Source organism: Streptomyces sp. NPDC044064 (assembly GCF_056434245.1).
This window is the reverse complement of record NZ_JBWKFN010000003.1, coordinates 442,686-465,413: the sequence shown is the minus strand read 5'-3', so window position 1 is coordinate 465,413 and position 22,728 is coordinate 442,686. Positions and strand designations below refer to the sequence as shown.

Genomic DNA, 22,728 nt, shown 5'->3' with positions numbered 1-22,728 from the left:
CCGCCCCACTCGCGAAGCCGCCTACCTGCCCATACGCTCCAAAATGTGAGGTCCTCCCTGATCCGGGGCCGGCCCCGGCGTGCCAAGGCGCACATACCGGTGCGGGTGACGCATGCCGTGCTGGGTGCGTTCGTGGGGGCCGGGTGGCTGGTGTTGCCGGTGATGACGGCCGGCGAGCACGATCCGGTTCCCGTCTCCCCGGCCGGGCCGGTCGCGAGCGCCGCCGCGGCGCAGCAGGGCGGGACGTCCGTCACCGATCTCCTCATGCCCCTGGTGGCCGTCGGTGCGGCCGGAGCGCTGGCCGGATACGGCTATCTGCGGCGCACCCGGCGGGCCCGGACCCGGACGACGCCGGGTGTGGTGTCGGCGGTGCCGCCCGTGCCCACCGCGCTCGAGAACGAGCGGCAGGCGCGTGCCGCGCTGGTGCTGGCCGACGACTGCGTACGCGGCAGCAGGGAGGAACTTCCCTTCGTCGAGGAGCTGTTCGGGAGCAAGGCGGTCGAGCCGTTCGGGCACGCCCTGCGGGCCGCGGAGACCGAGCTGTCGGCCGCGTTCGCGATATGGCGGCGCTACGAGGAGGGGGTTCCGGGGGACGAGAGTGCCCGGCGGCAGGCGCTGGTGGGGGTGATCGGGCGGTGCGCCGAGGCGGGGCGGCGACTGGATGCCGAGGCGGAGGGGCTGGACCGGCTGCGGGGGCTGGAGCAGGGGGTGGGTGCGGCGCTGGAGGTCGCCGAGGGGCGGTTCCGGGAGCTGGCCGCGCGGACGGCGGCGGCCCAGGCAACGGCGGCGGAGCTGCACCGGCGGTACGCGCCCTCGGCCGGCGCTCCCGTCACCGGCTATGTCGAACAGGCCAAGGACCGGCTGGTGTTCGCCACGTCGCAGCTCAACGAGTCGCGTCAGGCGGCCGATTCGGGGGACGGGCAGCGGGCGGTTCGCCGGCTGCGCGCGGCCGAAGGGGGCGTCGCCCAGGCCGGTGTTCTCGTCGGCGGGGTCGAGCTGCTCGCGGTACAGCTGCGGGAGGCGGCCGCGCTGGTGCCGGCCGCGCTGACCGGCGGGGAGGCGGAGATCGCCGAGGCACGGCGGAACGGCGGGCGGGCCCTGGTGGCCCCCGGCGAGCTGCACGCGCGGATCGCCCATGCCGACGGGGTGCTGGCCGCCGTACGCACGGAGCTGACCGCCGGCCCGTACGACCCGCTGGACGCACTGCGGCGCATCGCCCGGGCGGTGGAGCGGCTGGAGGTGGGGCGGTCCGGGGTGCTGGGGGCGGCCGCGCGGCTCGTGTCACGCAGCGCGGCCGGCGGGGCCGAGGACTTCATCGCGGTGCACCGGGGGGCGGTGGGCGCGGAGGCGCGGGCACGGCTGGCGGAGGCGGAACGGGCCCTCGGCTCGGGTGCCGACGCGGACGTACTCGCCCGAGAGGCCCGCGATCTGGCCGAACGCGATGTGCGGACCCACGGGAACCCGTACGCCGACGGCCACGCCACCGGTCTCGCCGGCGCCGTCCTCGGCGGAATCCTGCTGGCCGAGGAGCCGGACGGCGGTCCCCCGGCCGGCTTCGGCGGCCCGGAGACGCGGGCGCGCCGGCCTCTCCGCTAGCCGCGGCCGGGCGAGTCGGGCGGGACACGGGGGTCCGGGAGGCTGAGCCCCCCTGACCGGCTCGTCAGAAGAGGCTGAGCAGCGCCTCCGCCGGGTCCGTCAGACTGCTCTCGCCGCCGGGGAGCGGGAGTTCGAACCAGACGGTCTTGCCGCGCGGGGTACGCCGCGAGCCCCATGCCGCGCTGAGCAGGCCGACCAGTTGCAGGCCCCGGCCCCCCTCGTCGGTGTCGCGGGCGCGGCGGCGGCGCGGCTGGACCAGGCCGGAGTCCCAGACCTCGCAGACCAGGGTGCGGTCCAGCAGCAACCGCAGCCTGATCTCGCCCTCGCCGTAGCGCAGCGCGTTGGTGACCAGCTCGCTGACCAGGAGTTCCGTGGTGTCGACCAGCGGCTCCATGTCCCAGCTGAGCAGCTGTGCGCGGGCGAACTCACGGGCCCGCCCCACACTGCGGGGCTCGCGCGGCAGCGTCCAGTCGCCGACGGAGTCGGCGGGCAGGCCCTGGACCCGGGCCATCAGCAGGGCGATGTCGTCCTCGCCGTGGTGGGTGTCGAGGGTGTTGAGGACGTGGTCGCAGACGTCCTCCAGGTTTCGATGGGTGTCGGCGCGCAGCGCCGTCGTCGAGGGGTGGTGGTCGGGTGACGGGTGGGCGGGGTCGGTCAGCGCGCCGACGAAGGCCTGGAGGCCCTCGTCCAGGGGGTGGTCGCGGGATTCGACCAGGCCGTCCGTGTAGAGGGCGAGCAGGGCGCCCTCCGGGAGTTCGACCTCCACCTCCTCGAAGGGCTCGCCGCCCACGCCCAGCGGCATGCCCGGCGGCACGTCGAGCATCAGGGCCGCCTCGCCGGGTTCCACCAGCACCGGGGGAAGGTGGCCGGCGTTGGCGAACGTGCAGCGTCTGGTCACCGAGTCGTAGACCGCGTACACGCAGGTGGCGAGGTAGACCTCGGAGAGGTCGGCGTCGCGGGGCTGGCGGGCGGCGCGGGTGGCCTGCTGGACGCCGCCGGGGGTGCCGAGGCCGCGAGCGATCTCGTCCAACGCCGAGAGGACTTCGGCCGGTTCGAGGTCGAGCAGGGCCAGCGTGCGGACGGCCGTGCGGAGTTCGCCCATCGCGACCGCGGCGCGCAGACCGCGGCCCATGACGTCCCCGACCACCAGGGCCGTGCGGTGGCCGGGCAGTTCGATCACGTCGAACCAGTCGCCGCCGACCTCCGTCGCCGCGTTGCCGGGCAGGTAGCGGCACGCGATGTCGAGGCCGGACGCCTCGGGGTCGCCGGGCGGGAGCAGGGACCGCTGCAGTATCAGCGCGCGTTCGTGCTCCCGGCGGTACAGGCGGGCGTTGTCGATGCAGACGGCGGCCCGCGCGGCCAGCTCCACCGCCAGATCCCGGTCGCGGTCGCCGAACGGCTCACTGCCCTTCGTGCGGGCGAACTGGGCGAGCCCCACGACGGTGTCGTGGGCGACCATCGGCACCACCAGCATGGACTGCACGAGACCGCCGTCCTCGGCGGGGACACGCTGCGGACGGGCGGTGCGCAGGGCGTCCGCGCAGGGCGAGTTGAACGGGAAGTGGTGGACCGCGCCGACCGCGACGGGCTCGCCCGAGCCGCTGAACGGCGCGTCCGAGACGGCACTGGCGAAGGCGACACGGCGCAGCGCCGCGCTGCCGTCGGCGAGGCCGGGCGGGGTCTCGTCACCGGCGAGCAGGCCCTGGTAGAGGTCGACGGTGGCGAGGTCGCAGAACCCGGGGACGACGACATCGAGGAGTTCGCGGGCCGTGGTCTCCAGGTCCAGGGAGTTGCCTATGCGCGCGCCGGCCTCGTTGAGCAGGGCGAGATTGCGCCGCGCCGCGGCCGCCTCGCGGGCTGCGGCACGGCGGGCGGTGATGTCGGTGCCGAGCCAGGCGATGCCGATGGGGCGGCCGCTGCCGCTGTGCACGCGGTAGAGGTTGACGGACCAGTGCCGACGCTCCTCGGAGCCCGGGACGAAGCCCGTGACATGCATGTCGGTGATGGAGTCGCCGGTCTCCAGCACCCGGCGCAGGGTGGCCGAAACCCGCTCGGCCTCGGCGCGCGGGAGGTAGTCGTGAACTCCCTTGCCACGGTGGTCGTCCGGGCTTCCGCCGAAGATGGAGGCGAAGCGCATGTTGGCGCGGCGCACCCTGAGGTCTATGTCGATCAGCAGGAAGCCGAACGGGGATTGACCGAAAATCGCCTGCGAAGCGGCGAGGTCGGTCTCGATGCTGCGCAGGGTGCGGACGTCCACCACTATGCAGACGGCGGCCTTTTCACCCTCGGCGGTCCGGGTGGGCATGACGTAGACCTCGGCGAGCCCCTCCTCGCCGCGCGCCCCGTCCGGCCGGTCCGGCATCCGGAAGGGGACCACCCCGGTCCACTCCCGCCCATCGAGGATTTCGGCCATCTTCCGCTGACCGTGCTCGCGCAGGTCGGGATCGATGAAGGCCTCGATGGGGTCCATGCCCACGGCGCGTTCGGCGGGGATCCCGAAGAGCTGCTCGGCGCGCAGGCTCCACTGGTCGACCACCCCGCCGGGACCGATGGCGAAGGACGCGACCCTGATGTAGTCGTAGATCGAGCCGGGCGGACTGCTCTGCCACATGGCGTCGCCGGGCACCGCGGTCTGTGCGGCCTGGTTCCTCGCGCCGCCCGACGGGTCCTCGGACTCCGTGGCCTTCGCTGGTATCTCGCTCACGCGAACCGTCCCCTCCAGCTCACCGCGCCCGGCACCGGTCACCGGGGGCGGCTGCCCGCAGTATCCAGCACTACGGCGCCGCACGACACGGTGTTCACGATCACAGCTCGGTCCAGGTGCTTTTCGGACCTGACTGCGAGAACACAACCAGTCTTCTAACCAGGGAACACGCCCTCGAATCACGCAGTCCCACCCCTGTGTCGGGCGCGCATCGCAGCATGGGCGGCGCACGGCGGCCTGCACACCAGGCTCACCCGGGCACCGCCAGTTCGAACCAGACGGTCTTTCCGGTGTCGCCGGGCCTGGTGCCCCAGCGGCGCGAGGAGTCGGCGACCAGTTGCAGACCGCGGCCGCTCTCGTCCTCGGGGTGGGCGACGCGCTCGCGCGGCGGGTCCGGGAGCGGGTCGGAGACCTCGACCAGCAGCGTGTCGCCGAGTCCGGCGGGGCGCACCAGCCGTACGCCGATCGGCCCGGTCGCATGCCGCAGGGAGTTCGTCACCAGCTCACTGACCAGCAGCGCGGCCAGATCGGCGAGACAGTCGAGACCCCAGCCGCACAACCGGCCCCGGACCGCGGCGCGGGCGGTGCGCACGGCGCCTGGTTCCGCGGGAAAGGTCCACTCGGCGCAGTCGCCTTCGGTGTCGATCACGCCGATCACTTCCCAGGCCAACGAGCCTACCCATGTCCGGTTTCATGGGGTTAATGGGGACATACCCGGTATCCGGGAAGCACTACCGCGCGGAAGGGCGCATGGTGGCACGAACGGCGTACGCGCCGCGTGCGCGCCGCATGGGACCGAGTACGCCTGAGAACTCGCGCGGTACGGCTGTCGGGCGCCTGCGGGATTGCCGCGGCTTGTCACGCCCCGCGGCGGAGCCGCAGATTGATGCGGCCCCGCGCCCCTTTCATCGGGGGCTTCGCCGCGGACTCAAGCGGGCGGCCACTTCCCCGATCGCAGGGACGTCCTGGTCGAGCCAGTTCACGTCCCAGATCTCGTCCGGAGTCAGCCAGCGCACGTCGTCGTGGTCCTGGAGGGCGCGAGGGCCGGCGGAGCCGGGGCGCAGACGCGCGGTCCACACCTGGAGGACGTACGGGGAACGCAGGGGCCACTCCCCCGGTACGCGCTCGACCGCCTCGGTGTCGATGCCGAGTTCCTCGCGCAGTTCGCGCACCAGGGCGTCCTCGGGCCGCTCACCGGACTCGACCTTGCCGCCGGGCAGCTCCCAGCGTCCGGCCAGCTCGGGAGGCGCGCTGCGCCGCGCTGCCAGCAGCCGGCCGGCGTCGAGCAGGGCGGCTCCCACCACCACGATCCGTTCGGTCATGGGGCGGAGCCTACGGGAGCGCGTCAGTGGTCAGTTGAGCGCGCAGAGGTCAGTTGTGGGCGCCGTCGCCGTTCTGGCCGATGCGTTCGACCCAGTAGAGCTGCTTGTGGCCACGGTCGTCGAGACTGTCGGCGATCTTCTGGGCCTCGGCCCGGGTCGCGTACCGTCCCACGCGGTAGCGATTGCCGTTGTCGTCCTGCCTTATGACGATCCAGGGCAGGGAGACCGTGCCCTCATTCATCGCCCCCACCGTTCCTTCTCGCACCGCCCCGCCCTCCCCCGGTCCCGGCTGCTCCCCCACGCTCGAATTCGCTCGCACGGGAGGGACCCCCACTGCGGGGGGACCCCCGTCCCGTTCCGGGTCCCCGCCGCACCCCGCCTAAGGAAACCGCAATCCGCATATGCCCGAGCGTACGCCCTACCTTCACGGAGCGAATACGCCTTTTCACAAAGAGGTACGCAACCAGCCAGAACGTAGGGGGCGCACGGTGGCGAACGCGCCGTCCTACCCACCTCTGTCGTGCGTCGGGGGCATATCGGGCGGACCCTGGATCACCTGGGAAAACGGCCGAATTGCAGTGGGCCGCGGGGGCCGGGGGCCGGATCGCCGGGCGGGGACACCCACGTCGGGAGCGTGCGGAGGTGTGCGCTACTTCACCGGCAGGTGGTACGCGACCCGGTAGCGGTCGGCGGGGATCACGACGTCGGCGGTCTCCACGGGGCGGCCGGAGGCGTAGTAGGTGCGCTGGACGACGAGGACCACATGCCCGGGGACACCACCGAGCACGTGCAGTTCCTCGGCGAGGCCGGGGCGGGCACCGACCTCCTCGGTGACGTTGTCCACGATGACGTCGATGGCCCGCATGCGCTCGACGACACCCATGCCGCCGAGCGGGCCCTCCTCGGGCAGCATCACGGGCGTGCGGCCGGTGACGGCGAGGGGCTCCCAGGAGGTGGAGAGCATCATCGGCTCCCCCGCGTCCCGGAACAGGTACCTGGTGCGCATGACCCGCTCGCCGGGCTTGAGGCCGAGCCGCTCGGCGATGACGGCCCCGGCCTCGGCCTGCTGGCTGCTGGACTCCCAGGTGCCACGCACCGTGGCGTCGGCCTGCTCCTGCCGGAAGGGCGTGGCGCCGGAGGGCGGCCGGAAACCCGAGCGGGCCACGCGCCGGGGCACCGGGCGCTCACGCACATACGTCCCGGAGCCGGAGCGGCCCTCGACCAGGCCCTCGGCCATCAGCACCTTGCGGGCCTCCAGCGCGACCGTGTCCGAGACGCCGTACTCCTCGCGGATGCGGGCCTGGGAGGGGAGCCGGGTGTGGGGCGGCAGCGAACCGTCGGCGATCTTCTTGCGGAGATCACCCGCGACACGCAGATACGCCGGCTGCTCACCGAAAGTCACTGGCCGCTCCCATCAGGTTGTACAGACAGCAACAGCCTGGCAACCGTGGGTTGTGCCATGCAAGCAAAGGCCAGAGAATCACTCGATGTGATGACATGTGGCCGGGGAGGGCTTTACCCAGGCACTTTCTCCCCGCTATAGCCGCGGTCACACCTCTCTGTGATCACGCCCCGGCGCGATCACACCGCCACCGCGCCCCCGCTCCCGCTCCCCGAGCCGTCCGAGCCGCCGTCACCCTTCTCGTCGGCGGGCGGAGTGGTCTCCAGGCCCAGGGCCCCCCGCGCGGGGACCGCCTTCTTCGGGTCGAGCAGCCCGAGCCCGGCGTCGTAGTGCCGGTAGAAGGCGTCCAGGTCCTTCGCCCCGGCGGCCTTCGCCCACTCCGCCCGGGCCTTGTCCAGGTCGCGCGCCAGGGCCGTGATCTTCCCCACGGTGCCGGCGGACCACTCGTTCCCGCGCAGCATCCGGGCCTGTTCGGCCAGCGCGGCCGACACCCGGCCCGCCCACTGCTTGTGCCCCGGCAGGTCGTCCTCGACGTACTCCGTGTCGGGGGCGGTGGCGAGGGCCGCGTTGAGGACGTGAGCCGCCTTCAGATAGGCGACCTGATCGGGGTCCAGGACGGTCTCGTCGTTGCGCAGCGAGCCGGTGAGGTTCCCGCCCTCGGTCGCACTGCCGAACACACAGGTGACCTCCCGGTCCCCGGCGGACCAACTGTCCTCGGTGGGCGTCAGGTAGTAGACGTCGACGTCGTCGGGCACGGCCCAGCCGTCCATCGCGTAGGCGTCCTGGAGGCCGTAGCAGCGCTTGTCGGCGGTGCCGCCGACCGAGTCGTCGCCGGGGTAGTCCCCGTCCTTCAGCAGGAAGGAGGCGAACACCTCGCCGTCGTGCTCGCCGGAGCAGGAGACCCTGTCGACGTCGTAGGTCTCACCGCCGAGGCTTCCGCCGGGCGCGTCGAAGCACTCGCCCTTGACCAGCGAGCTGCTCGCGCCGTGGCGTGCGCCCTCCTTGACGCCCTCCCAGAAGGAGGACGCACCGCCCGTGGCGAGCATCAGCACCCACAGCGCGAGCCCGAGCCCGGACAGCACCGAGCCGGCGATCGCCAGCCCCTTGCCGCGCTCGCCCCGCCGGCCGATCTGCCGCAGCGCGATCAGCCCGAGCAGCAGCCCCACACCCGGCAGACAGCACAGCACACCGAACACGAGCGAGGTGATGGCGAGTCCGTTGACGGGCGCCGGCTGGTTGTAGGGGCTGTAGCCCTGCGCCCAGGGCTGGTACGGCCCGTAGGGGCTCTGCGGGCCCTGCTGCTGCGGGTACGCCGGCGGCCCGTACGGCCCCTGCGGGTGCTGCTGGGGTGGCTGATACGGCCCTTGGGGCTGGTGGGGGCCGGGGGGCGGGGGTATGGACACCGGTACCGTGCTCCTGGGTCGGGCGGTGGGAACGGTCAGACGGGCCCTGGGGCCGACGACTGGACCGACGTGCGACTTGGCGCATGGTAAGCGGGGCACGAGTGGGGGCGGAATGAGGGTGGAAACCCGGGTGGACAGCCGGGCGGGGAACACCACCGTGGGCGCGGTGAACGGGCTCACCGCGCGGTGGGCGGCGGCAGCGGCACCGGGGGGTACCGCTTTCTCGGCGGCCGGGGTCTGGCCCCTGCTGGCCTTCCTGGCGGACGGCGCGACGGGCGCCGCACGGGCCGAACTGGCCGGGGCGCTCGGCGTGCCCGCCGACCGGGCGGCCGCCGCCGCACGGGAGTTGCTGGCCGGGCTGCAGTCGGTGTCCGGCCTGGACGCGGCGCTCGGCCTGTGGACGCACGAGATGCTGCAGCTGCGCGAGGAGTGGCGGGCCGGGCTGCCGGCCGGGACGTACGGGGTGTTCGGGGAGGACCTCGTCACCGCGCAGGAGCGGCTGGACGCCTGGGCGGCCGAGCGGACCGGCGGGCTGGTCGAGCGCATGCCGGTGACACTGACCCGGGAAGCACGGATGGTGCTGGCCAGTGCGCTCACGCTGCGCACGGACTGGCGGCAGCCGTTCACCGAGACGATGCTGCGCCCGGAATCCGGTCCCTGGCAGGGCCGTTCGCTGCTCGGGCTGCACCGCAGGAGCGTGCGGCCGGACCGGGTCGGCGTGACGAGCACGCCGGACGGCTTCGTGACCGCGCTGACGGTGCCCGGCGACAACGGCGTCGACGTCCATCTGGTGCTCGGTGAGGAGCGGATGACACCGGCCCAGGTGCTCACGGCCGGGGTCGGGGTCGTGGACCGCACGCTCGCGGTCACCGGTGGCGGGCAGCTGCCGCTCGGGCATGTCGGCCCCGGCCTGCACGTGGAACAGCAGCCCGCGCTCGCGCCGGAGCCGATCACGCTGGACGTGCGGACGGTGGCGTACGAGGTGCGCGCCGACCACGATCTGCTGGCGCTGCACGCCCTGTTCGGGCTCACCACGGCCCAGGACGCCGGGCAGGGTCACTTCCCGGGCGTCAGCGTCATGCCCCTCGCGGTCCAGGACGCCCGCCAGTCCGCCCTCGCCCGGTTCGGCGCGCTCGGCTTCCGGGCGGCGGCGGTGACGGCGGTCATGCCGAGATACGGCGCCGGCGTCCCGCAGTACCGCTACGAGACGACGGTCGTGCGGGTGGCCTTCGACCGCCCCTTCGGTTTCCTCGCGGTCGACCGCGAGTCCCGGCTGGTACTGATGGCCGGCTGGGTGACGGATCCGGCGCCGTATCCGGCCATGGGCCGCTAGGGCCGGACAGGCCCTAGGAGCGCTGTTCCCGCGGGGCGTCCACGGCGGGACCGAGGACGCCCGCCAGCGGCGGGGTGGTCAGCGGGGCCGTGCGCGGGCGGGCCAGGGTGACGTACGCGGGCACCGGCAGGGCGATCGACAGGTCGAGGCGGGCCGCGTTGAAGTAGATCCAGTCGTTGTCCAGCAGGGCGGTGTCGACGACCAGTTCCAGGTCCGGGTGGAACGTGAACGGCACGACGCAGCCGCTCACACAGCCCGACAGTCTTTCGGCCACCTCGCGTGCGGCGAAGGCGGCGTCCGTGCCGTCGTACAGCTCGCGCACCCGGGTCATGTCCAGACGGCGGTCGCCGGGTACGACGGCCAGGACGTAGCGGCGGCTGCGGCGGCCGGTGCTCACCCGCACCACCAGGCACTTGGCGGCCTGGCCCAGCGGATGGCCGCGCAGCTCGGACGCGAGGTCCGTACGGCCCTCCGGTGCGTGCGGTATCAGGCGGTACGCGACGCGGGCGTCGTCCAGCAGCGAGAGCAGACGGTGGGAGGTGTCCGGGGGCAACAGATCGAGGTCGCGGGGCACGGTGAGGCCTCTCTGTGAAGAACGGGCGGCGCTCTCACCGTGCCGGGCCTGCCTATATTTCTCCGCTGCGCACCCTCACCACGGCGTTCCCCGTGCGGCCGGCCCCCCGGCGATAACCCGCCAATAACGCCCCTCTCTAACTTCGGGAACCGTAGAGATGGCTGGCCGCACCAGAAGGGGGTGGTGTCCCATGGAGTTCCGGGTCCTTGGGCCAGTGGAGGCGTGGCGAGGGGGTGAGCGGGTTGCTCTCTCCGGTTCGAAGATGCACACGGTGCTGGCGACGATGCTGCTCGCGCAGGAACGGGTGGTGTCCGACAGCCGCCTGAGCGCGCTGCTGTGGGGGTGGGAACCGCCGGCGACGGCGAGCGCGCAGATCTACACGTACATGTCGCGGCTGCGCAAGCAGCTCGGCGAGGAGGTCGAGATCGTCCGGCGGCCCCCCGGGTACGTGCTGCGCGCCCCTGGTGCCGTCGTGGACCTCGTGGAGTTCCGCAGGCGGGAGCGGGACGGGCGGCGGGCGCTGGCGGAACGGCGCTTCGAGGAGGCCGCCGACCTGCTGCGCGAGGCGCTCGGGCAGTGGCGGGGGGCCGCGCTGGCGAACGTCACCGAGCACATGCTGGACGCCGAGCTGGCGCCGCTCGAGGAGGAGCGGATGCTCGCCCTGGAGTCCCGCCTCGAGGCGGACCTGGAGCTGGGTCGGCACGAGCAGGTGATGGCCGAACTGACCGCTCTGGTCGCCGAGTTCCCGGTGCGGGAGCGGCTGCGGGCGCAGCTGATGACCGCGCTGTACCGCTGCGGCCGGCAGGCCGACGCGCTGCACACCTACTACGAGGGCCGCCAGGTGCTGGCCGAACAGCTCGGCATCGACCCCGGCGAGGCGCTGGGCTCCACGTACCAGGCGGTGCTGGGCGGCGAGTTGGGGCTGGGGCCGCAGCGCGGCGACCGGCAGCCGGCCACGCGGCCCGTGCCGTCGATGCTGCCCGCCACGGACGGCGAACTCGTCGGCCGGGAGCGCGAACTCGAGGCGCTGCGGGGGCGTCTCGGCCAGGGCGGCGGCGCGCCGCGGCGCATCCTGGTGACCGGTATGGCCGGCCTCGGCAAGACGGCGCTCGCGGTGCGGGCGGCGGCCGAGAGCGGCGGGCTCTTCCCCGACGGGCTGCTCTTCGCCGAGCTGTGCGGTCTCGACGGCGCACCGCGGGCCCCGCGCGCGGTCCTCGCCCAGCTGCTGCGTGCGCTCGGCGAGAGCGACCACGCGCTGCCGGCCGGCGATCTGGACGAGCTGGTGCGGCTGTACCGGGCGCGCACGGCCGAACGGCGGCTGCTGCTGGTGCTCGACAACGTCAGCGGCGACCGGCAGCTCGCGCCGCTGCTGCCGGCCGGTGACTCGGCGGTCCTGATCACCAGCCGGAGCCGGCTGGCGCGGGTGGCCGGCGGGGACACGCTGGCCCTGTCGCTGCTGGACGACGAGGCCTCGCTGGAGCTGCTCGCCGCCCGGGCGGGCCGGCAGCGGCTGGACGACGACCCGGACGCGGCCGACGACCTGGTGGCGTACTGCGGCGGGCTGCCGCTCGCGCTGTCCATCGCCGGCGCCCGCCTCGCCGCCCGCCCGCACTGGACCGCGGGGCGGCTCGCGGCCCGGCTCGCCGACCCCGCCGTGCGGCTCGCCGAACTCTCCTTCGGCGACCTGGATCTGAGCCGGGTCCTGCGCTCCTCCGTCGAGCCGCTGCCGCCCGCGGTGCACGACGTCCTGGCCGGTCTCGCGGATCCCGGGCTGGGCGGCGAGCCGTTCTGCGCCCAGTGGGCGGCGGACCGGCTCGGCCTGACGGAGGACGCGGCGGAGAACGCGCTGGAGGCCCTCGTCGACACCGCCCTGCTGGACCTGTCCGGCCTGGACGACCAGGGCCGTCCGCTGTACCACTGCCACGAACTGGTACGCCTGCTCGCCGCCACCCTCGGCCTCTCGGACCGGCCGACCGTCCGCGCGGGCCGGTGAGGGAGGCGTGCCGGTGCGGACATCCCGCTCACCAGCGACCTGGACGCACGGGGCCCACGGGCCCTGTGCCCGGGCCGCTGAACGGCACGCACCGAAGCCGGCACGCCGTTCGGCGGTGACGGTGACTGCTTCGGGGCGCCGGCTGTCCGTGCCAGGACGTACGGAGGCTCCGCCGGTGCGGACATCCCGATCGGCGGCGAGCCCGACGGACGGAGCCCAACAGCCCTGCGCCCGGGCCGCTGAACGGCACGCGGCGGAGCCGGCACGCTGCTCGGCCGTGACGGCGACTGCTCCGGGGCGCCGGCCGGGCGTGCCAGGACGTACGGAAGCCTTGCCGGTGCGGACATCCCGATCGGCGGCGAGCCCGACGGACGGAGCCCAACAGCCCTGTGCGCGGGCCGCTGAACGGCACGCGGCGGAGCCGGGGACTGATCCGGGGCGCCGGCCGGGCGTGCCAGGACGTGCGGAGGTCCTGCCGGGGCGGGCCTCCCGTTCGGCGGTGGCTGCTTCTGGGCTTCGGGCGTGTCTGTCAGGGCTTGCGGAGGCCGGGCCGGGCGGGTCACCAGGAGCCGCGGGCGCGGACGTAGCCCTGGCGGGCCGGGGCGATGATTTCCTGGGCCACCGCCCAGGCGTCGGACACGACGCGTTCACGCGGTGGGCGGGGGAACTGGGCCATGGCCTGGGCGGTGACGGCCCAGACCGCGGCGACGGCGGCGGTCGCGCGGACGTCCACGGTGGGGCGGGCCGGGCGGATGCCGTTGCCGCAGACCTCGAGGCGCAGGCCGAGCGCGGCCGCCATCGCGTCGCGCACACCACGGGCGACAGCGGCGTCGGGGTGCGCGAACACCCGCGACGACAGGGGGTGTTCGTAGGCCTGGCGGACCCAGGTTCCCATCCGGAGCCGTTCGCGGGCCTCCCAGCCGCCCGGGGCGGAGGGGCCGGGGTCGATGCGGTCGACGGCCTCGGTGAGGGTGTCGAAGTAGGCGATCAGGTCACCGGACGTGAGCAGGGGTGCCGCGACGGGGGCGGCGACGGTCTGTACGGTCATGGTGGGCTGCTTCCTTTCCTGGTCGGTGAGTTGACGCGAGAACGCCGCCGGGGGCGCGCTCAGACGGGCGGGTGCAGGTGCACCGGTCCCCGGGCCGCCGGTCCCGCGGGGCGGGCCAGGGCGACCGCGAGGCGGTCGGAGAGCCGCAGGTCCTCGACGGTCCAGGCGGTGGCACTGCCGTCGGCGTCGTGGGTGACGCGGACCGGTCCGGTCCGCTCCGGCAGGGTTTCCAGGCGGCCCAGTTCGGTGCCGGCCAGACCCACGCCGACCGCCTTGACGACGGCCTCCTTGCGGGTCCACACCCGGTGGAACGCCCGCTGCCGGGCCGTACCCTCCGGGACGTCCCGCAGGTGGCCGCGCTCGGCCGCGGTGAGCACGGTGTCGGACAGCAGTGCCTCCCGCACCGGCCGCAGCGCCTCTGCGTCGACGCCGATGGCGGTGCCCGCGCCGACCGCGAAGACTCCCCAGCCGGCGGTCCGGCTCAGGCTGATCGCGAGCGGCACGGCCGGGTGCAGCACCTGCGGCGGCCCATGGCCGTCCGAGCCGCAGCCCGGGCAGCGCCGGCGGCCCAGGTCGACATCGGCGGCGGCGGTGCCGAGGAGCTGACCGAGCGCGCGCCGGGCACCGGCCCGGGTGTGCACGAACTCGGCCGCGTCCCGCTCGGACAGCATGCCGAGCGCACGCCGGAACTCCGCCGTGGCCAGCAGCCGCAGATCGTCCGGGTCGACCCGGCCGGGCGAGCGCCACCACCACACATGAGCCTCACCCCGGGCGATGAGCCGGTCCACCTCGGGATAGACCCTTTCCTCGCCTCCTTGACGCATCAGCACCACTCCCGCGTTTCTTCAGAGACGTCGGACACACAACGTCCGGACTTTTTGGCGGACTTATCCGGGGCCAGGTTCCGACCGTCCGCTATTTCCGCCCTATACAGCGTTTACGGCCCTTTTCCATAGGGCCGCGATAGGCGCTGCCCGGAAGCTTTTCCGAGCAATGCCGTCGACCAGAGGAAGACGCTGTGACGCAGACAGAGATTCTGGCTCCGGCCGTGGAGAGCACGGTGGCCGCACGCGAACTCACCGCGGCGGAGAAAACCGGCCTGATCACACTGGCCGGCCGGCTGACCGGTCCGGAGCAACCACTCATCGACTCCCCCGACTGGCTGGGCGCGGCCCGCGAGGCGACCTCGCTGCTGCCCCGGCAACTTCTCGGCACCCTGCGCGCGTTCCGGCACGACCCGGGCGCGGACGGGGTGCTCCTGCTGCGCAACCTGCCGGTGACCGCGGGCGATCCGCTGCCGCCGACGCCGGGCGTGCCGAATTCCGTCGAGCGTGTTCCCACCACGGCCGCCGCCGTCATCGTCTCGGTCATGCTGCAACTGGGCGAGGTCATCGCCTTCCGGAACGAGAAGAGCGGTGCCCTGGTGCAGAACGTGGTGCCGGTTCCCGGAAAGGAGGAATCCCAGAGCAACGCCGGTTCCGTGCTGCTGGAACTGCATGTCGAGAACGCCTTCCACGACAACCGTCCCGACTATGTCGGCCTGTTGTGCATGCGTGAGGACCCGACCGGCGACGCCAAGCTGTGCACCTCGTCCATCCGCCGTGCGCTGCCGCTGCTGTCCGAGGCGACCCGGCGGGTGCTGGCCGAGCCGCGGTTCCTGACCGAGCCGCCGCCGTCCTTCGGTGCGCTGGACGGGGTCCGCCCGGCGCACCCGGTGCTGCAGGGCGACCTGGACGACCCCAACGTCCTGGTGGACTTCGCCGCCACGCACCCGCTGGACGAGCGGGCGAAGGCGGCGATGGCCGAGCTGCGGGAGGCGTTCGTCCGGACCATGGCGGCGCACCGGCTGCGCGTCGGTGACCTGGCCGTGGTGGACAACCGGGTCGCGGTGCACGGCCGTACCTCCTTCACCCCGAGCTACGACGGCGAGGACCGCTGGCTGGAGCGGGTGTACGCCCACCTGGACAACCGGCGCAGCCGGGTGGACCGGCTGGGCGGCGGCGCCGTCCTCAACTGAGTTCCGCCGCAGACCGGTTGAAGGGCCGGCCCCCACGAGGGGCCGGCCCTTCAGGCATGGTCACCGGTCACTGCCGGGAGCCGATGACGTCCGCGGGACGTCCGGTCAGCGCCAGCCGGCCCGGCACCACGGTGGCCAGCAGGGCCAGCAGTCCGCCGAAGCCGAGGACGGCGAGATAGGTCCCCGGTGCCACCGAGGGCGCCGCCGAGCCGGTCATGCCGATGCTGAACGCGGTGAGCACGGCGTAGGCGATGCCGGTGCCGAGCGCGGCCGCGACGAGGACGACGATGCCGGCCTCGATGCGCAGCATGCCCATGACCTGGCGGCGGGTGGTGCCGACCAGGCGCAGCAGCGCGAACTCGCGGAGCCGGTCGGAGACCGACATGGCGAGCGTGTTGACGACGGCGATCGCCGTGAACGCGATGATCAGGCCCATGGCGACGTAGTTGACCTCGGCGTTGTTCTGCTGCACCTCGGCCTGCAGGTCCTCGACCTGGGCGCGGTCGAGCACCCCGATGCCGGGGAACTGCCCGACGGCCTTCTGCAGCTGCTCGCGTCCCGCCTTGCCGTCACCGCTGGTGCGGACCAGGACGGAGGAGGCGAGCGGGTTGTCGACGTGCCGGGAGACCAGCGCGTGGCTCATGGTGAGGTCACCGAAGCCGAGGCCGCGGGAGTAGACGGCGGCGACCCTCAGGTTGACGACGGTGCCGTCGCCGAGGGTCACCTTCAGGGTGTCGCCGGGCTTCTTGCCGAGGTGGTCGGCTGCGACCTCGCTCATCGCGACACTGCCGTCGCCAAAGCCGTTCAGCGTGCCCTTCTGCACGTCCGGGTCCCAGGTCTCACGCAGCCCCTGGGTGGAGAGGCCCTGCGCCGGGTACTTGTCCAGGCCGATCCGCACGGAGCTGCGTACGACCTCGGTGACGGCCGTGACGCCGGGGGTCTGCCGCAGCGCCTCGGTCGCCTGCTCCGGTACGCCGGGGCCGGCGGAGGCCACCACCCAGTCCGCCTTGTTGCCCTCACGGGCCTGGGCGGTGGCGGCGTCGCCCATCGTGGTCTGCACGAAGAACACCGTGCAGGCCATGCCGATCAGCAGCGCCAGCGGGGTGATCGCGGAGGCCATCCGCTTGGTGTTGGCGCGGACATTGGCGGTGGCGAGGTGGCCGGCCACGCGCGAGGCGCGCAGCGGGACACCGAGCAGGGCGACGGCGACCCGGGCGATGAGCGGGCCGAGCAGCGACACCGCGACCGCGAGGACCACGACCGACAGGAACGTCACCGGCGTGGACGCGGGCTCGGTGTCCAGCACGCTGAGCACCACGAGCAGCACGATCCCGCCGGCCAGCGTGAGGATCCCGGCCAGCGTCCGGCCCCAGGCGAACCCGGCCCGCTCGACCGCGGACTCGGCGAGCGCCTCGGCGGGGCGGATCCGGGCGGTGCGGCGGGCGGAGATCCGGGCCGCGGCCCAGGCGCCCAGCAGGGCGGCGCCGACGGCGGCGAAGAACGGGAAGACGCTGAAGGTCACCTGCAGGGTGTCCGGGATCGCCTTGAAGTCGACGAACTTCCGGTGCAGCCAGTAGGCGATGGGCAGGCCCAGCAGCGAGCCGGTGAGACCCGCGAGCAGGCCGACGATCAGCGCCTCCCGGCCGATCAGCTGCCGCACCTGCTTGGGCGTGGCGGCGATGGCGCGCAGCAGCGCGAGTTCCCGGTAGCGCTGCTGGATCGACAGGGCGAAGGTGCCCACGACCACGAGGATCGCCACGAGCAGCGAGGTGCCGCCGATGGCGCCGCCCATGGAGACCAGCTTCACCCGCGCCTTGGCCGCGTCCAGGAACTCGACCGGGCCGCGGTCGCCGCCGGTGGCCACCTGGGCGGTGGTGCCGGAGAGCGCCTTGCGGACCTGGTCGGCGAGTTCGCCGGTGGACACGCCCGGCTTGGGCAGCACGCCGATCGCGGCCACCTGTCCGTCCCGGCCGGACAGCCGCCGCGCCTCGTCGGCGGAGAAGAACAGCGAGGTCTGCTGCTTGAGGTCGCCGTCGGCCGGGGCCGCGATGCCGCTCACGGTGTAACTGTGCGGGGCGTCGGTGGCCTGCACGGTGAGCTTCGCACCGGGCTTGAGTCCGGTGCGGGAGGCGAGTTCGCGGTCCACGACGACATCACCGGCGGCGCTGGGGGCGCGGCCGGCGACGAGCTTGAACGGGGTGAGGGCGGCGGAGGTCCAGGCATGCCCGTAGGAGGGCTTGCCGTCGACGCCGGGGACGACCTGTCCCTTGGGGCTCACCGCGTAGGCGGGAAAGGTGACTTCGGGCACCACGGACCGGGCGCCGGGCACGGAGCGCAGCTTGTCGACCGTGCCGGCGGACAGCCACACGCGCTCGCCGAGCGGCTTGGCCTTGTGCTTGACCTTGGTCTTGCCCTTCTTGTGCTTGACGGTGGTCTGGTGGACGTTCTGGTCGCCGCCGACGATGACCGGCGCGGCGGCGTACCGCTCGGTGCCGATGGTGCCGCGCAGGCCGGTCTCCAGGAGGATGCCGCACGCGGTGACCAGGGCGGCGGCGCACATCAGCGCGAGGAACGCGCCGATGAAGCCGCCCTTGCGGGCCTTGAGGGTCTGGAAGGCGTAGCGCAGCATCAGGCCCACGCTCCCAGGTGCGTCATACGGTCGGCGACGCGCTCGGCGGTCGGGGCGTGCATGCGGTCGGCGATGCGGCCGTCGGCCAGGAACAGGACGGTGTCCGCGTAGGAGGCGGCGACCGGGTCGTGGGTGACCATGACGACGGTCTGGCCGGTCTCGTCCACGCAGTTGCGCAGCAGCGAGAGGATCTCCTTGGCGGTGACGGTGTCGAGGGCGCCGGTGGGCTCGTCGCCGAAGATGACGTCGGGGCGGGTGATCAGGGCGCGGGCGATCGCCACGCGCTGCTGCTGGCCGCCGGAGAGTTCGGACGGGCGGTGGGCCGCGCGGCCGCCGAGGCCGACGCGCAGCAGGATGTCCTCCAGCCACTGGCCGTCCAGCCGGGAGCCGGCCAGGCGGAGCGGGAGCTCCACGTTCTGCCGGACGGACAGGGCGGGTACCAGGTTGAACGCCTGGAAGACGAAGCCGATGCGTTCGCGGCGGAGCTTGGTGAGCTGGGTCTCGTTCATGGCGCCCAGCTCGGTGTCGCCGATGAAGGCCCGGCCGGAGGTCGGCTTGTCCAGACCGGCCGCGCAGTGCAGGAAGGTCGACTTGCCGGAGCCGGAGGGCCCCATGACGGCGGTGAAGGAGCCACGGGCGATGTCCACGGAGACACCGTCGAGGGCCCGGACACCCCGGCCGCCGCGGCCGTAGACCTTGGTGACCTCCTCCAGACGCAGGGCGTGGCTCCGGGCTCCCGTGCCGCTGCGCGGCTGTGTGTTGGTCCTCTCGGTCCTCATGCGTGACCAGTCCTCTCCATCCATCGTCGTGGGGGTCGCCAGCTGACCTCCGCCGGCTGCGAAGGGGCATCGGGACGAACGTGTCCGGGGGATCTATATCGGGGCTATGATCGCGGATTTGCCTGGGAGTTGACGGACATTTCTCGGCCGCAGTCTGTCCTCGTGGCGGTTGAGGGATGCACCCCGACCGGGCGACTTCCCTGCGGGGCCTGACGGGCTTACATGCCGGTCGGTGCGACTTTCCCTGTGGGCGCCGACAGATGCGATCGGTCCGACCGCCGGTCCCTGAGGGAGCCGACCGGCCGCTGCCATGCTCTGCGGTGCCCTCACGGGCGCCGGTGTCTCATTCGTCCGTGGCCGGTTCCCCGCCCAGGCATACGCCTTCCTGTCAGGCTGCGGTGACCTGCCGGGCCAGCAGTAGTGCCAGCGGGCCACCCTGGAGCAGGAAGCGTCCGTCAGTGGCGGCCTGGATCGCATCGGCCATCGGCCACCACATGAGCTTGAAGTCTGCTTCGCTGGGAGTGAGTTGCTGCGGGCCGCAGGTGAGACCTTCGGCCAGGAAGAGATGGATGCGGGCGACGGAGTCGAGGGTGATGGCGTACGAGCCGAGCGGGCGCCAGGACTCAGCGGTGACACCGGCTTCCTCGCGCAGCTCGCGCCACGCGCACTCTTCCGGTGTCTCGCCCTCCTCCCGGCGCCCTCCGGGCAGGAACAGGTACTCGCCGCCATGCCGGGGGAACTCGGCGGTCAGGACGGCGACCTTGCCGTCTACGTCTCGGGCCACGACGACGGAGGCGTCGCTCCGCGCCCCCCGCTCGGTTGCTGCGGTCATGGCCCGGGAGCGTAGCCGCCTACTTTGACAGCAGAGCCGCGAACGGCACGTTCAGCACGGTCGGGTGAGCGATACCACGGCCGTGGTAGCCGTCCTCGCCAAAGGCGTCGCCGTGGTCGGCACACATGATGATCAGCCATCTTTTCTTGCCGGTCAGCCCGTTGACCAGGCGGCCGAGGTGTTCGTCGGCGTAGGCGAGCGCGGCGGCCTGGGAGTGCCAGGAGTCGCCGCTGTCGCCAATGTAGTGGCCGTGGGGGACGTGGGTGGCGGAGACGTTGACGAACAGGAACAGCGGTCGGTCCCCGTACTTGCTCGCGACGGTGAGGGCGTGGTCAACCTGGTGACGCGTGGAGTCGGGCTCCGGGGAGCAGAACTCGGGCCGCCAGTGGTCCTCGTAGAACATGTCGGGCAGCACCGACCCGAGCGGGGTCTCCCGCGAGAAGTACGTCACGCCGCCAATGCACACAGTGCGGTAACCGTACTGCGCGAGACCGGCAAGGAGGTTCGGTGCGTCGAAGACGAACGTGCCCGCATCGACGGTCTTGAATGTGGGCGGGCGGCACTCCCACAGCCGCGGCGGCTGCACGGGCTGCGGGAGCTTGGGCAGGAAGCCGGAAAAGAATGCGATGTGCGCGGGGAGGGTGAAGGTACCGGGGGTACGGCGTTCCTCCCACACCCCGCCCGGCAGGATCTTGGCCAGGTTCGGGGTCTGACCGGCGTGCAGGGCCGCGCGGGCGACGTCGTAGCGCAGGGAGTCCAGGGTGACGAACAGGATGCTGGTCTCGCTTCGGATGACCTCGGCCGCGTCGATCACAGCGCCTCCACCAGGTCGCGACGTTCGGTGATGCTGCCCTTGGACTTGTCATTCACAGGGATGGGAATCCGGTCGGAGGCGATCATCTCCCGCAGCCTGGCCAAACCGGTGTCCTTGGTGACCAGCTGGCCGTCCGCGTCGTAGAGGCGGATCGTGACGGTCTGCAGCCCGCCGCCGTCGGCCGTGGTCAGCAGGGTGCCGGGGACGCCCCCGAGTTCCTTCATTGCGTGTAGGAGCTGGGCTTCGTCGGCCTTGCCCAGGCTGGAGACCTGGCAGCCGAAGTGCTGGGCATTGATGGCCCCGAGGCAGAACCTCTGGTGGAACTCGGCCGTGGTGGGGTGACCGTCGTGGGCCACGGCCATCTGTCCGGCCTGGCTGAGCACGACGAAGCAGGAGCCGACCCACCAGGCCACGCCCTCGTGGATCTCGCCCGGGAACGCGCCGGAGATGCGGCCGTCACGGATGACAGCGTCGGCGTCGATCGGGTTAAGCACGCCCGTCCTCCAAGTGCTTGATGATGGTGTCGGCCAGGTCGCGGGGGCTGCGGCTGTCGGTGGGGAGCACGACTGCGGTGGGGTCCTCGTCAGCGACGGCCTGGAAGTTCTCCCGCAGCCGGGCAAGGCGGCCAGGGACGTCGAACAGGTCGGTGTCGTCCTGCTTCACGTCCGCCTTGGTGCCCATCCGCTCCTTCAAGGTGTGATCGGAGCTGACCAGGTAGAAGGTGGCGTCCGGTGCCACGAGGTAGGACCGGAATGGGATGATCAGTTCTCGCACCTGGTCCAGGCCGCTGCGGTTGACGGCGGCGTGGCAGGCCACGACCGAAGAGGCGTACCGGTCCGCGACCACCGGCCCCACGCTGAGGGCCTGCCGTACGACGTCGGAGGCGTGCAGGAGGCCGGAGAGGTAGAAGGCGAACTGCGGCAGCGGCCGAAGCTCCCGGTTGATCACGTCGGACCAGCCGGTGTGCGGATCGGTGAGGGTGTGGATCGCCGTGCCTCCGAGCCTCTTGGCCAACAGGCGGCTGAGCGTGGACTTCCCGACCCCTGAGACGCCTTCCAGTACCACGAACGGCCCCTGGCGTACGTCATCTGTCCCGGGCGTGTACGGGGCGTTCAGGGGGCTCACAGGGTGCCCTCGGTGAAGGCGGCGACATGCCGGGCCAGGGCCGCGGGGATCTGTTCCGGATCACCCAGCAGTCGCCGGATGTCCATGCGCAAGTCCTCCCGCAGAAGGCAGGGCTGGATTCCGCCGGCGTGGTCCATGCGCAGGGCCCAGAAACCCTCCACGCATTTGGCCTTCACCGGGCAGGTGCCGCACTGGCCGACGTGGTGGCGGCCCAGTTCGCGTTGGATGACGTCGATCTCGATGCCGTCGATGCGGAAGATCCGCCTTCCCTGGCCCGTGCCGGAGACCTCTACCTCCTCCTCGCCGGTCAGGGTGCGCAGGTGATCGATGATGCCCCGGGCTCCGATGGCCGAGGACTTCCGGTCGGCGTTGAAGTCGGTGTCGACGAGTTCGATGAACTGCACCGGCAGCCTGCGGTCGAGGGCGAAGACGAGGATGTCTCGCAGCTCGTGCTCGTTCTCGCGCTGGATGAGCGTGTTCAGCTCGACCCGCTCGAACATCTCGCGGGCAACCTCGATGCCGTCCAGGACGGTCGCGACGCTGGAGCGGGTCTGGGCGATGGCCCGGAAGGACTCGTCGGAGAAGTAGTGCAGGGAGACCTTCACCTTGTCCAGGCCGGTCGTGGCGAGCCAGTCCTGATGCGTGCGCACCAGCATGCCGTTCGTGATCAGCGTGTAGGACACATCCGGGCCGTGGACGGGGAGCTGGGTGAGGACCGGTTGCGCCAACTTCGACACCAGCGGCTCACCGCCGGTGAAGTACACCCGCTTCAGGCCGGCGCCGATCAGCTCGCGCAGGACGTTCACGTAATCGTCGGCAGTGAGTTCACGGGCGCGGGGCTTGGCGTCCCGGTGCAGGTGAGTGAACGGGGGCGGGACGTCACCCTCGTTGTGGCAGAACCAGCACTTCAGGTTGCAGACGGGGGTCAGTGAGACCCTGAGCTGTCCGCGCAGCGCGGAGAAGTTCCGCAGCGCGGTCCAATCCACGTGGGTTTTCGGGAGCGGAACGGTCAAGGCCTGCTCCTTTCGCAGAGCGTGCGTCGGGTTCTGGTGTGTTGGTCAGCCCCGAGAGGGCGGCAGTGTGGAGGCGGGTAACTGCGGGCCCCTGGAGTAGGGCGTGCAGGCTGGGGCGCAGGCCCACAGACGGAACAGCAACCC

Annotated in this window: 20 protein-coding genes; 4 read left to right on the top strand and 16 right to left on the bottom strand. The window is 72.6% G+C overall.

Annotated elements, in window-relative coordinates; genetic code table 11:
* Positions 1-45: 45 nt before the first annotated feature.
* On the top strand, positions 46-1,596 hold the full coding sequence (locus AC07DS_RS07565; protein ID WP_479143518.1) for a hypothetical protein: 1,551 nt from the start codon (positions 46-48) through the stop codon (positions 1,594-1,596).
* Positions 1,597-1,660: 64 nt separating this feature from the next.
* Here the strand turns inward: AC07DS_RS07565 and AC07DS_RS07560 are convergent, their stop codons facing one another.
* The 6 genes from AC07DS_RS07560 to AC07DS_RS07535 form a co-directional block, all read right to left on the bottom strand.
* Positions 1,661-4,300: a SpoIIE family protein phosphatase gene (locus AC07DS_RS07560; protein WP_479143516.1), complete on the bottom strand. Its 2,640-nt coding sequence runs from the start codon at positions 4,298-4,300 to the stop codon at positions 1,661-1,663.
* 250 nt (positions 4,301-4,550) lie between these two features.
* Positions 4,551-4,958 (bottom strand): ATP-binding protein, encoded by a 408-nt coding sequence (locus AC07DS_RS07555; protein WP_186581811.1) that lies wholly within the window; start codon positions 4,956-4,958, stop codon positions 4,551-4,553.
* Between the two features lie 247 nt (positions 4,959-5,205).
* Positions 5,206-5,622 (bottom strand): (deoxy)nucleoside triphosphate pyrophosphohydrolase, encoded by a 417-nt coding sequence (locus tag AC07DS_RS07550; RefSeq protein WP_479143514.1) that lies wholly within the window; start codon positions 5,620-5,622, stop codon positions 5,206-5,208.
* A gap of 49 nt (positions 5,623-5,671) precedes the next feature.
* Positions 5,672-5,863, bottom strand: coding sequence for an SPOR domain-containing protein (locus AC07DS_RS07545; RefSeq protein WP_145884426.1), 192 nt, complete (start codon positions 5,861-5,863; stop codon positions 5,672-5,674).
* A 408-nt stretch (positions 5,864-6,271) separates the two neighbouring features.
* Positions 6,272-7,024, bottom strand: coding sequence for a GntR family transcriptional regulator (locus tag AC07DS_RS07540; RefSeq protein ID WP_479143512.1), 753 nt, complete (start codon positions 7,022-7,024; stop codon positions 6,272-6,274).
* Between the two features lie 179 nt (positions 7,025-7,203).
* Positions 7,204-8,427 (bottom strand): DUF4190 domain-containing protein, encoded by a 1,224-nt coding sequence (locus AC07DS_RS07535; protein ID WP_479143510.1) that lies wholly within the window; start codon positions 8,425-8,427, stop codon positions 7,204-7,206.
* 112 nt (positions 8,428-8,539) lie between these two features.
* Between AC07DS_RS07535 and AC07DS_RS07530 the strand changes: the two genes are divergently transcribed.
* Positions 8,540-9,760 (top strand): serpin family protein, encoded by a 1,221-nt coding sequence (locus AC07DS_RS07530; RefSeq protein WP_479143509.1) that lies wholly within the window; start codon positions 8,540-8,542, stop codon positions 9,758-9,760.
* 13 nt (positions 9,761-9,773) lie between these two features.
* Here the strand turns inward: AC07DS_RS07530 and AC07DS_RS07525 are convergent, their stop codons facing one another.
* A complete protein-coding gene (locus tag AC07DS_RS07525) occupies positions 9,774-10,334 on the bottom strand; it encodes a YbaK/EbsC family protein (RefSeq protein ID WP_479143508.1) in 561 nt (186 codons plus the stop codon).
* A 262-nt stretch (positions 10,335-10,596) separates the two neighbouring features.
* Between AC07DS_RS07525 and AC07DS_RS07520 the strand changes: the two genes are divergently transcribed.
* Positions 10,597-12,327 (top strand): AfsR/SARP family transcriptional regulator, encoded by a 1,731-nt coding sequence (locus tag AC07DS_RS07520; protein ID WP_479143506.1) that lies wholly within the window; start codon positions 10,597-10,599, stop codon positions 12,325-12,327.
* 559 nt (positions 12,328-12,886) lie between these two features.
* On the opposite strand, the gene AC07DS_RS07515 is transcribed toward AC07DS_RS07520, so the two are convergent.
* The gene (locus AC07DS_RS07515; RefSeq protein ID WP_479143505.1) at positions 12,887-13,375 is read right to left on the bottom strand and encodes a hypothetical protein; all 489 of its coding nucleotides are present in this window, start codon (positions 13,373-13,375) and stop codon (positions 12,887-12,889) included.
* Positions 13,376-13,434: 59 nt separating this feature from the next.
* A complete protein-coding gene (locus tag AC07DS_RS07510; protein WP_479143504.1) occupies positions 13,435-14,199 on the bottom strand; it encodes a 4'-phosphopantetheinyl transferase family protein in 765 nt (254 codons plus the stop codon).
* A gap of 236 nt (positions 14,200-14,435) precedes the next feature.
* Here AC07DS_RS07510 and AC07DS_RS07505 point away from each other — a divergent pair, with 236 nt between their 5' ends.
* Positions 14,436-15,392 carry a TauD/TfdA family dioxygenase gene (locus tag AC07DS_RS07505; protein WP_385164642.1) on the top strand — a complete coding sequence of 319 codons (957 nt, stop codon included), beginning with the start codon at positions 14,436-14,438 and terminating at the stop codon, positions 15,390-15,392.
* Between the two features lie 67 nt (positions 15,393-15,459).
* On the opposite strand, the gene AC07DS_RS07500 is transcribed toward AC07DS_RS07505, so the two are convergent.
* The 7 genes from AC07DS_RS07500 to AC07DS_RS07470 form a co-directional block, all read right to left on the bottom strand.
* Positions 15,460-18,021, bottom strand: coding sequence for an FtsX-like permease family protein (locus AC07DS_RS07500; protein ID WP_479143502.1), 2,562 nt, complete (start codon positions 18,019-18,021; stop codon positions 15,460-15,462).
* Positions 18,021-18,800 carry an ABC transporter ATP-binding protein gene (locus AC07DS_RS07495; protein ID WP_479143500.1) on the bottom strand — a complete coding sequence of 260 codons (780 nt, stop codon included), beginning with the start codon at positions 18,798-18,800 and terminating at the stop codon, positions 18,021-18,023. Before AC07DS_RS07495 ends, AC07DS_RS07500 begins: the two co-directional genes overlap by 1 nt.
* A gap of 388 nt (positions 18,801-19,188) precedes the next feature.
* Entirely contained in the window at positions 19,189-19,632 is a 444-nt protein-coding gene (locus AC07DS_RS07490; protein ID WP_479143499.1) for an NUDIX hydrolase, read from the bottom strand.
* Positions 19,633-19,651: 19 nt separating this feature from the next.
* Positions 19,652-20,446 carry an STM4013/SEN3800 family hydrolase gene (locus AC07DS_RS07485; protein ID WP_479143498.1) on the bottom strand — a complete coding sequence of 265 codons (795 nt, stop codon included), beginning with the start codon at positions 20,444-20,446 and terminating at the stop codon, positions 19,652-19,654.
* Positions 20,443-20,940, bottom strand: a complete 498-nt coding sequence (locus tag AC07DS_RS07480; RefSeq protein ID WP_479143497.1) for a hypothetical protein — start codon at positions 20,938-20,940, stop codon at positions 20,443-20,445. Before AC07DS_RS07480 ends, AC07DS_RS07485 begins: the two co-directional genes overlap by 4 nt.
* A complete protein-coding gene (locus AC07DS_RS07475; RefSeq protein WP_479143573.1) occupies positions 20,933-21,511 on the bottom strand; it encodes a dTMP kinase in 579 nt (192 codons plus the stop codon). The genes AC07DS_RS07480 and AC07DS_RS07475 overlap by 8 nt, the downstream gene beginning before the upstream one ends.
* Positions 21,512-21,567: 56 nt before the next feature.
* Complete coding sequence (locus AC07DS_RS07470) at positions 21,568-22,584, bottom strand: radical SAM protein (protein ID WP_479143496.1); 1,017 nt, start codon at positions 22,582-22,584, stop codon at positions 21,568-21,570.
* Positions 22,585-22,728 lie beyond the last annotated feature (144 nt).

Excerpts from the sequence above, each read along its gene's own strand:
- AC07DS_RS07550 (WP_479143514.1), bottom strand. The coding sequence starts at position 5,622 with ATGACCGAACGGATCGTGGTGGTGGGAGCCGCCCTGCTCGACGCCGGC.
- AC07DS_RS07545 (WP_145884426.1), bottom strand. The coding sequence starts at position 5,863 with ATGAATGAGGGCACGGTCTCCCTGCCCTGGATCGTCATAAGGCAGGAC.
- AC07DS_RS07530 (WP_479143509.1), top strand. The coding sequence starts at position 8,540 with ATGAGGGTGGAAACCCGGGTGGACAGCCGGGCGGGGAACACCACCGTG.
- AC07DS_RS07520 (WP_479143506.1), top strand. The coding sequence starts at position 10,597 with ATGCACACGGTGCTGGCGACGATGCTGCTCGCGCAGGAACGGGTGGTG.
- AC07DS_RS07515 (WP_479143505.1), bottom strand. The coding sequence starts at position 13,375 with ATGACCGTACAGACCGTCGCCGCCCCCGTCGCGGCACCCCTGCTCACG.
- AC07DS_RS07510 (WP_479143504.1), bottom strand. The coding sequence starts at position 14,199 with ATGCGTCAAGGAGGCGAGGAAAGGGTCTATCCCGAGGTGGACCGGCTC.
- AC07DS_RS07500 (WP_479143502.1), bottom strand. The coding sequence starts at position 18,021 with ATGCTGCGCTACGCCTTCCAGACCCTCAAGGCCCGCAAGGGCGGCTTC.
- AC07DS_RS07495 (WP_479143500.1), bottom strand. The coding sequence starts at position 18,800 with ATGAGGACCGAGAGGACCAACACACAGCCGCGCAGCGGCACGGGAGCC.
- AC07DS_RS07490 (WP_479143499.1), bottom strand. The coding sequence starts at position 19,632 with ATGACCGCAGCAACCGAGCGGGGGGCGCGGAGCGACGCCTCCGTCGTC.